The following is a 6,334-nucleotide window of genomic DNA, read 5'->3' as shown; positions in this document are numbered from 1 at the left end:
TGTTACCTATTTCAGTATATCCATCACACGAACTCAGCTCCGTGTGGTGCATCATCCATCGCGAGTCGTACGTTTGGCTGTGCGGCATGACGGCCCCGGCGCACACCAATGAGGTCGACCGTACATCCGTCGGACAGATGCTGTATGGCGATGAAATCCTTTCCGATGTCGTTACCGTACGTTACCGTAGGCGTGGTTTCGACGCTCGATCGTCGATTATCATGAGACTCACGTAGACAGATCCAAAATGGAGGCCAGTAATGACCGAAGTGATTCCAGTTGAAGCATTGGCGGAGCGTCTCCGGCCCAACCCAGGCAATTCCCAGCCTTACTATCAGCAGATTCTGCAGCAACTGACCGGCCTGATCGATTCCGGTGAATTGGCCGAAGGCGCCAACCTGCCCCCGGAACGGGTGCTCGCAGACTTGCTTGCCGTCAGCCGGACGACCGTCAAGCGCTGCTACGACTCGCTGCGCGAGTCCCATAAGCTGGCTTCCTACGGGCGTGGCGGCACCGTGGTTCGCGGTACGCCGCGCGTGAGTCCCGAAATGGGCCGGCTCAAGGGATTTTCCGAGGAAATGCGCGAACTGGGCATGACACCTTCCACGCGTCTGCTTGAACGCATGGTGATACAGGATCGTACGCTGGCTTCCATGTTCGGACGCCCTTCGTCAGCGCGATTTCTCAAGATGGTGCGCTTGCGTCTGGGTGACGAACAGCCCATGAGCTACGAGACAGCCTGGTATGACCTGGGCCTGGCACCGGACCTGGAGAATTGGGATACCAATGGTTCGGCCTATGCCTTCTTGCGCGATCCGTGCGGGATCGTCCTCGCCGATGCGGATCAGAGCATCGAAGCGGTGCTGAGTTCTGAGCTGGAAAGCGAAGTATTCGGTTTTTCGGCGCCCGCGCCCTGTCTGTTGCTGAAGCGCCGCACCTACTCCAGCCACCGGAAACTTGTGGAATACGTGGAAGGGTTGTTCCGCGGCGATGCCTACGCGTATCGGTTGAAGCTGCGCGCCTGAGAGAATCCGCCCGCGTTTGGGTTGAGCGCGGTCTGGTCACCGGATAGCCGATACGAACTCGAGGAAACTCAAATCCTGCTTGGCCCCTTGGCTAGTCCATGGGTTGCTCAGGCAGGACCTGCCGCTGAGCGTGGCCAGCGCGGTCATGGTCTTCCTGACCGGCGCAATCACGGCAATGAAGTTGTGGTTTGAACAGCCGCCAGGCCGCGTCTGAAATCGCGTAGCAACTCCGCCGTCGGGAGTGCGGATAACACGCCCCGATGCGCGGCCATGAAAGCGCCACAGGCATTGGCCTGGTCGAGCGCGTCGGGGAGGGGGATGCCGGCTCCCAGACCGTATAACAGGCCGGCAGCAAAGGCATCGCCGGCACCGATGCTGTCGAGAGCGGTGACGGGATAAGCCGGAGCGGCAACGCAATTCCCTGCGCGCGGAAAGGCGAGGGCTCCACGTGAGCCCAGGGTCAACACCAGAAGTTCGCCGGACCATGTGCGGAAGAAATCGGCTACGTGTCCGCGCACTTGCGCGAGGCAGCCCATCAGGGTGTCCTGAACCAGATCTCCACAGCCGATGAGCCCCTGCGCTTCAACTTCGTTGACGATGAGGATATCGCACAATGCCAAGAGCTGCGGCGCTGTGGGCTGCCAAGGTGAAGGGTTAAGCGCCGTGCGCACGCCATCCCTGCGTGCGCGGCGGAAGCATTCCCAAAGTACGCCCAGCGATGTCTCGAACTGGCCATAGACCAGATCGGCGGCTGCGATGGCGGCTTGTGAAAGAATCGCGTGACTGGCTTCGAGACGATCGTTCGCGCCGGGATACACGGCAATCAGGTTCTCGCCATTGGCGCCAATCAGTCCGGCGCCATGCCCGGACGGGGTGTCGAAGTCGAACACCAGTTCCGTGGATATCCCTTCCGCGGCAAACAGATCGCGCAAACACCGGCCGCCGGAATCGCGCCCAACGCCAACCAGCGCGCTGACCTCGGCGCCCAAACGGCGTGTGCCCACCGCTACATTGAGTCCCTTGCCACCCGGTTCCACCAGAAAGCCGTCGGCGCGCAGGGTTTCGGCCGCGCACGGCAGGCGCGCAACCAGCCAGCAGTAGGCCATGACCAGATTGGCGCAGACAAAGACATTGACACTCTTATCCAAGACGGTTCATGACGATAGGAAAGTCGGAGCAGCAGCACAGCCGCTATTCGATTCGGCTCAAAGTATTCTGCCAACCAAGCCGGGGCCATCGTATTCACCTCCTGCAGGAAAGGTCAAGAGTCTGGAGCAAGTGCTCCGGCAAAATATCCTTCATTATTGATCAGATGCATCAATCTGGATTCCGGAGTACGCCGGAATGACTGTGGGCTGTTAGAAAAAATTTCCTCTGAGCCGCTACTGCTTGCCGATTGGCCCGCCAGCCTCGTCTGCCTGATAATTGCTTTTTTCGCTCTCTTTGCAGCAATGCCGCCCATGGATGACGATCCGGTCAGCAACGACAGCCCGAACCCGCATTTTGAACAGTTTCTCACAGCGCTTGCGCCACATGCCCAAATACGCCGCCGCCTGCTTCAACTGAGTCTCGGCAGTGTCGTACTGCCATTTCTCGGCTTGCCCGCGCTGGCTGCTGCAGACCGATCAGAGATCGGTTTCAGAGCGATTGCCGCATCCACTGAGGATCTTGTACGCGTTCCCGAAGCCTATATTCTGCAGGTGCTCTACGCTTGGGGGGACCCGATCTCGAATGGCCCGGCTTTCCGCTCCGATGCCGGTAACAGTGCCGCAGAGCAGGCCGAGCAGGCGGGAATGCATCACGACGGGATGCATTTCTTTCCTTTCGTCAGCCACGGCCAACCCTCGTCGACGCACGGCCTGCTGTGCGTGAACCACGAATACACCGACGAAAACCTGCTTCACCCGGATGGTGGCGCCAACTGGAGCGAGGCCAAGACGCTCAAGTCGCAAAATGCGCATGGCGTTTCGGTGATCGAGATCGAACTCACAAGCCGCTGCAAGGACGTGCGCTGGCAGCTCGTCCGGCCTTCCACCTACGCCCGCAGGATCACGGCGCGCACGCCGATGCGCATCGACGGTCCGGCTGCCGGCACCGCTGCCATGCGCACCCGCGACGACGCGGGGGGGCAGCGCGTGGCCGGTACCCTCGCCAATTGCGCAATGGGCGTTACGCCCTGGGGCACCTACCTGACCTGCGAGGAGCATTTCAACGCGTACTTCAACGGACTCGACCAGCCGACGCCGACACAGAAACGTTACGGTATCCGTGCCCGGAGTGCCGGCTACCGCTGGCACGAGCATGACCGCCGTTTCGATGTGGCGAGCGAGCCCAACGAAGCCAATCGTTTCGGCTGGGTCGTCGAAATCGATCCCTGGAATCCGGGTAGCGAACCGGTCAAGCACACCGCACTCGGCCGCTTCAAACATGAGGGAGCGATGCTGACGCTGGCCGGCGATGGCCGGGTGGTGGTGTACATGGGCGACGACGAGGCTTTCGAGTATCTCTACAAGTACGTCTCACGTGATCGTTTCGACGCCGGCAAACCAGGCGGCGGTGCCGCGTTGCTCGCGCTTGGGACGCTGTACGTCGCCCGTTTTGCTGCCGATGGGCGCGGCCAGTGGATTGCTCTGCAGCATGGGCAGAACGGTCTCGACGCAGCCCATGGTTTTGCCGACCAGGCCGACGTCCTGATCCATACCCGTCAAGCTGCCGACCGTGTCGGAGCGACGAAGATGGACCGCCCGGAGTGGGTTGCCGTCCATCCACGAACCGGTGAAGTCTACTGTAGCCTGACCAACAACCGTCAGCGGAGCGCTGTCGACCCCGCCAATCCACGTGCCGACAACTCGTTCGGCCATATCATTCGCTGGCGCGAGGGAGACGGGCAGGGTGCTGCGGCAGCGGCTACCAGTTTCGCCTGGGACATCTTCGTTCTCTGCGGCGACCCGCAGCATCCCGACCCCGACAAACGCGGCAACATCCGAGGTGACGCCTTTGCCAGTCCGGACGGGTTGTGGTTCGACCCCGACGGTCGCCTGTGGATTGCCACCGACATCTCCGGCAGTGCGGTCAATCGTGGCGACCATGAGCGATTCGGCAACAATCAGCTGCTGGTCGCCGACGTTGCAAGTGGCGAAATCCGGCGCTTTCTCACCGGGCCGAGAGGCTGCGAGATCACTGGACTCACGGCCAGCCCTGATGGTTGCAACCTGTTCATCAACGTTCAGCATCCCGGTGAGGTCGTCGGTGGCCGTTTCGCTCCGGCCAAGCCGCTGACCGGGGCAGTCTGGCCAGCCAGTCAGTTCCCTGAACTGACCGGTGGCCGACCACGCTCGGCAACCATGGTCATCCGCCGCCAGGATGGCGGCATCGTTGGTTGCTGAGAGGTTGTCAAGAAATCGTCGCGAGCAGGCCGAGAGGCAAAGCGCGAGGGAGCGAACGACGAGACATATCAAATGGATAGGCGAGGAGTGAGCGACTGAGCAACGCCGCAGATCGGTCGCGCAGTCGATTTATTCACAACCTCTGAGGGGGATTCAAATCGGGGGTGGTGGGGGGCGCGTCGTCGACAGCCACCTGTTGCTGGCACGCCTGTCGGATGAAAGACAGTTGCTTCTGGTAGTTTCTGCAGCCGACACAGATCAACTTGTGCAGCCGCAGTGCAAAGCGATTGCCACCGTCAAGATCGCGGTCCATTTCTTCCGACATCAGCCGGATGGCTTCCTTGCAGTTCATTCTCGGGCCAGTTCTCCGGTCATGAACCATTTCTGATCGAGGCACAGGCGCAGACCCATGCGTGCCCGGTGCAGAACCACCCAGCAGTTGTTGCTGCTGATGGACAGTTCCTCGCAGATTTCGTCGGTTTCCAGACCAAGCATCTCACGCATCATGAAAACGCGCGCTGTTGCTGCCGGCAGGCGATTCAGGCAGCTATCGAAGACCGCCCAGAAGCGCTGGTCCTCAAAACTCTTTTCCGGGTCTCCCCAGTCCGCAGGGCGGGCATCGCGTTGCCAGTGGCCGTTGGCGGAGAAAAGCGGGTCGAAATCGCTTTCATCGATCTCTTCTTCGGGGTTCTGGTAGTTCGGCTCGCGAACTCGTCGCCGGATGATGTCGACGATCTTGTTCTTGAGAATCGAAAAGACCCAGGTCTTGAATTTGGCCCGCTCGCCAAAACGGTCGGCCCCCTGTAGCGCGGCGAGCATCGCCTCCTGCACGGCATCTTCGGCACTAGCCTGGTCACGCAACTGCAGGATCGCGAAACGCAGCATCTCGCGCCGAAAACCGGCCATTTCAGCGGCGATGGCCTCCGCATCCGGCGTTGGCTTCCGGCTCATGGCCCTGGGTAATGGCGTTTGCCCGATGTCGCTGCCGCTGTTCTCGATCATGCGGCCGTGTAGTCAGCAAGGAAGCGAAATGAGTCTGGCAAGGATCATTGTTCTCCAAAATAATGAGCAGCTGGACTCGCCGCCAAGGGTGGCAAAGTGACTGCAGCGTCGGGCAATGCAGCGGCAGTTTATACGCAAGTGGGCGTGCAGCATAGCCAGAGCATCCGCAATTTTGACCGAATATGGCACCCTCAGCGTAGCGTCTGGTCATCTTGTGCTAATATTCGCGCCCGAAGGAGAGGTGGCAGAGTGGCCGAATGTACCTGACTCGAAATCAGGCGTAGGTGTGAGCCTACCGCGGGTTCGAATCCCGCCCTCTCCGCCAGCAATGCCACGCAAAGCCAGTCTTAGCAAGGGTTTCAGGTTTATGCGAATTGGAATCCCATCATTGGTACCATCAAATCTGATGCGCTTGCATGGCATGTCGTGAGACAACGAAGCGTCAGTTTGAGGATTCTGTGGCTGTTACGGAAAGACATCTCCGAGGGGCAAGAGAAAAGTTGGGAACGACCCCGCCAAGTGTCTGAAAGACAAGCTACAGTTGCGTAGGTGCAGTCAGTAACCAGCCCTGTATTCAAAGGGATTGAGACAAGATCAGATCCTTCAAGGTATCCTCTACCTTGACGTCAGTAACCAGCCCTGTATTCAAAGGGATTGAGACGTATCCAGTACGTTGACTGTGGCCCATTGCCGTGCGTCAGTAACCAGCCCTGTATTCAAAGGGATTGAGACGAACGAGATGATGCGTGTTTTGTTCATGATTCCCTGTCAGTAACCAGCCCTGTATTCAAAGGGATTGAGACGGCCGGATCATCTCGATTTGACCACCGCCGACGAGTCGCCATGATTGTTTCGTGACCGATAAAAAAACCCGGCGCTTGGCCGGGCCTGGTTCTGGTGTCAATCAAGCTGCCTTCGATC

Annotated in this window: 7 protein-coding genes, 1 tRNA gene and 1 CRISPR repeat array; of the genes, 4 read left to right on the top strand and 4 right to left on the bottom strand. The window is 59.7% G+C overall.

The features are described from left to right. Nucleotides 1-236 (top strand): hypothetical protein (locus AW06_RS21010; protein ID WP_273704800.1); only part of this gene is annotated, 236 nt, incomplete at its 5' end. A gap of 24 nt (nt 237-260) precedes the next feature. Further along, complete coding sequence (locus tag AW06_RS16205; protein ID WP_034952102.1) at nt 261-1,025, top strand: GntR family transcriptional regulator; 765 nt, start codon at nt 261-263, stop codon at nt 1,023-1,025. Between the two features lie 167 nt (nt 1,026-1,192). On the opposite strand, the gene AW06_RS16200 is transcribed toward AW06_RS16205, so the two are convergent. Both AW06_RS16200 and AW06_RS21005 read right to left on the bottom strand, forming a co-directional pair. Next, nucleotides 1,193-2,173 (bottom strand): PfkB family carbohydrate kinase, encoded by a 981-nt coding sequence (locus AW06_RS16200; protein WP_034952100.1) that lies wholly within the window; start codon nt 2,171-2,173, stop codon nt 1,193-1,195. 113 nt (nt 2,174-2,286) lie between these two features. Beyond that, the gene (locus tag AW06_RS21005) at nt 2,287-2,487 is read right to left on the bottom strand and encodes a hypothetical protein (protein WP_138677477.1); all 201 of its coding nucleotides are present in this window, start codon (nt 2,485-2,487) and stop codon (nt 2,287-2,289) included. Between AW06_RS21005 and AW06_RS16195 the strand changes: the two genes are divergently transcribed. After that, complete coding sequence (locus AW06_RS16195; protein WP_034952098.1) at nt 2,486-4,411, top strand: PhoX family phosphatase; 1,926 nt, start codon at nt 2,486-2,488, stop codon at nt 4,409-4,411. The two genes, AW06_RS21005 and AW06_RS16195, sit on opposite strands and share 2 nt — an antisense overlap. Nucleotides 4,412-4,544: 133 nt before the next feature. Here the strand turns inward: AW06_RS16195 and AW06_RS16190 are convergent, their stop codons facing one another. Beyond that, nucleotides 4,545-4,763: a zf-HC2 domain-containing protein gene (locus tag AW06_RS16190; protein ID WP_034952096.1), complete on the bottom strand. Its 219-nt coding sequence runs from the start codon at nt 4,761-4,763 to the stop codon at nt 4,545-4,547. Next, the gene (locus tag AW06_RS16185; protein ID WP_337958801.1) at nt 4,760-5,413 is read right to left on the bottom strand and encodes a sigma-70 family RNA polymerase sigma factor; all 654 of its coding nucleotides are present in this window, start codon (nt 5,411-5,413) and stop codon (nt 4,760-4,762) included. The genes AW06_RS16190 and AW06_RS16185 overlap by 4 nt, the downstream gene beginning before the upstream one ends. A gap of 235 nt (nt 5,414-5,648) precedes the next feature. Between AW06_RS16185 and AW06_RS16180 the strand changes: the two genes are divergently transcribed. Continuing rightward, nucleotides 5,649-5,738, top strand: a tRNA-Ser gene (locus AW06_RS16180). Between the two features lie 229 nt (nt 5,739-5,967). Further along, nucleotides 5,968-6,217: a CRISPR direct-repeat array (repeat unit 37 nt; unit sequence GTCAGTAACCAGCCCTGTATTCAAAGGGATTGAGACG). Nucleotides 6,218-6,334: the final 117 nt, after the last annotated feature.

Origin of the sequence: Candidatus Accumulibacter cognatus (assembly GCF_000584975.1) — a bacterium.
In the GTDB taxonomy this organism is placed as follows: Bacteria; Pseudomonadota; Gammaproteobacteria; order Burkholderiales; family Rhodocyclaceae; genus Accumulibacter; species Accumulibacter cognatus.
This window is presented reverse-complemented; position numbering and strand designations above follow the sequence as displayed.